1 protein-coding gene is annotated in these 3,147 nt (G+C 30.5%); it reads right to left on the bottom strand.

Annotated elements, in window-relative coordinates:
- Positions 1–932: 932 nt before the first annotated feature.
- Positions 933–2,333, bottom strand: coding sequence for an amino acid permease (locus ACFIO3_RS10615; protein ID WP_375608259.1), 1,401 nt, complete (start codon positions 2,331–2,333; stop codon positions 933–935).
- Positions 2,334–3,147 lie beyond the last annotated feature (814 nt).

Raw genomic sequence — 3,147 nt, forward strand, 5'->3', positions numbered from 1 at the left:
GTTATTTTAAGATAAAATTACCCTAAAAAAGGTAATCCCTTCTATCGAAACATGATATAGCTAGGGAGTAAAGGAATATTTTTTGCAATTCCATGTGAATAAAGAAAAAATATTACAAATTAATGATATAATTATTTTATAAAATCATTAACATAATATAAATTTAGTATAAAATTTTAATTTTTGATGATTTATACATAGTAAAAGATATTATATATTATAATATATTATGAAATAATTATTTTTATATTATTAATTTAATTTATTTATATTAAATAATATATTAATGATTTATATATTTTATATTTAAATTAATTATTTATAAAATTTTTATTTTAAATAAAAATATAGTTATTTTAAAATACTTTAACTTTTTTAATAAAATTAAATATATCTGTATAATAAATTTGAAAAATAATAATTAAAAGTTATTCTACATAAAAAATATTTTCATATAATCTTTTTTATTGTAGATAATTGTTGGGATATATTCTATTTAAAGCTGTATTTTTAATTTTGAGAAAAAGTTGAATGCAAACTTTGTTTTTCTGATGTTTTAGATAAAGTTTAAATGCTTGGGGAATAAACAATGTAAGTGAAGTTTATAGAGAATTCTTTGCAAATCGCTTACGTCTTATCCTTATTATGCCGTAAAACACCGTTGTTTAGAGTGGTGATATGAGGCATGATAAGCTTTAGATATTAAGTGTTTTTAGATATTGTGACCCGTATTCAGGGTAGGGCTTGCCCGTGGATCCTATGAAGTAAACTGCATGAGTGGTTATCAGGTGAAATCCGCCGAGAGAAGCTGGACTGTTGACAGACCAGAGGCTGGTGGGAATCCTCCTCCTTTGAGGTGTGGGGAGGAGGTCAAGCGCGAAAAAAGGATAACTTTAGTTACCCTTTTTTGAGATGTTTTTTATGTACAAATTTTATTTATTATTTTTAGATGCGTATTTTCTTACGAACATGAAATACATTATACCTAAGAAAATAAACCAGACTATACTATATTTAAAGGCTATTAGAGTATCAGGTTCTAATGTCAATAAATAAAGCATGAAAGCAAAGAAAACTAAAATGATCCCACACATGATAACACCTCCTGGCATCTTATAGATGGATTCAGCGTGTAGATGAGGGCGATTGCGACGATACACAATATAGCTAATCAAAATGACAGACCATACAAATAAAAATGCAATAGCCGAAATGCTCGTTACAATTGTAAAAGCACTTATAAGGCTTGGAGAGAGTGAGGCAATTGTATACCCTATTAAAATACATAAGCAAGAAAAGAATAGAGCGTTGGCTGGAACATGGTATTTAGAAAGTTTACCTAAAATTGGAGGAGCACCTTTTTGTGTTGCAAGTCCATATATCATACGGCTGGTAGAAAAAATACCACTATTTGCTGAAGAGGCAGCTGAGGTGAGAACAACAAAATTTACCAAGCCAGCAGCTATTGGAATGCCTGCAAGCCAAAACATCGAGACAAAGGGGCTTTTATCTGGAACAATTTGATCCCAAGGTGTGACAGACATAATTACAGCGAGAGAAAAAATGTAAAAGAGTACAATACGGACTGGTATTGCATTAATTGCTTTGGGGAGAACTTTTCTAGGTTCTTTGACTTCAGCAGCAGTTGTTCCAGCAATTTCTATGCCAACAAAAGAAAAAATGGCAATTTGAAATCCAGCAAAAAATCCTGTCATTCCTCGTGGGAAGATATTTCCATCGTTCCATACGTGATTGAGTGAAGCAACCGTACCATTGGGAGAAGTAAATCCTGTAGCGATCATATAAAAACCAACAATAATTAATGCTAAAATTGCTACGACTTTAATAAGACCAAACCAAAACTCAAGCTCACCAAATAGTTTTACGGCAAAGAGGTTAAAGATTAAAAAGACACTAATACAAGCAAAAACAGTAAACCATGGATTGAGTGTTGGCCACCAAAAGTTCATATAAGTGATGATGGCAATAATATCAGCAGCTCCCGTTACAACCCAGCTTAACCAATAGCTCCAGCCAACAAAGAAAGCGATTCCCGGTCCTAGCATATCGGTTGAAAAATCAATAAGAGATCGGTATTGAGAATTAGAAAGCAATAATTCTCCCATAGCGCGCATGACAAAGTATAGAGCAAAACCGATAATAGCATAAACGAGTATGATGGAAGGACCTGCTACACTAATTGTTTTTCCTGATCCCATGAAGAGACCTGTTCCAATCGCCCCTCCAATGGCTATAAGTTGTACATGTCGGTTGTGTAGCCCACGTTGCAATCCATCGTGAGAATTATCTTTTAAATTTTGTTTGTAGTCCATTTTTTGGGAGTTCCCTTTAATTATTTTGAGATTAAATTACACTGAAAAAACATTATTTTGTATCGAAGCATGATATAAATGAGGTGTAAAGGAAAAAAACGTTTTTTATGATTTTGTGTGGATAAAGAAAAGAATATAGTTTTGAAAAAAGAGAATATTTTCATCTTAAATAAAGTAACAGATATTTGAATATGGAGTTTTTTGCTATTTTGATAACAAATTATAGATGATTTTTAAAACTATTTCAGAAAGTTATCAGAAGTTTTTATGGTTTTCTAAAATTTATTATTTTAATCAGTATGTTATTTGTTTTTATTGGGATAAGGGGAGTTTTAATTTTTGCTCAAATAGCGCTAGACAGTTGTCATTTGAGTTTAGGAAAAAGTCTTTAATGATAGAAAATTTAAATGATTTCTAAAATCATTTTTCTATTTTTATGATGCTATCATAAGTGAGAAGGAATTACTTTTGTTTTACAAAGGAAAAGAAGAATATCATAGTTCTTTCTTTTAAAGTGGTGAATGAGATGTTCCTTTAGATATTGATAACACTTGAAAAATGTTGCGAGAAATTCGCATTCTTTATACAAAACGTCTTTATGCTATGATACTGAAATGCAGCGTAATTCAATTCTTCAGAGAAAATGAGAAAGAACTGGTGGTTCTATAAGTTCTGTTAGAGATTGGAATATTAATAGCGATAAAGAGAATCATAAAAAGATTGATCTGTTAGCTTTGCAATTTGTTATCGAAATAACATTATCCAAAGAAAATGAAAAAAGAAAATAGAGATAAAACTGTTCCTGTCGCAATAT

It is taken from the genome of Bartonella sp. AD328YNZD (assembly GCF_042196425.1).

Excerpts from the sequence above, each read along its gene's own strand:
- ACFIO3_RS10615 (WP_375608259.1), bottom strand. The coding sequence starts at position 2,333 with ATGGACTACAAACAAAATTTAAAAGATAATTCTCACGATGGATTGCAA.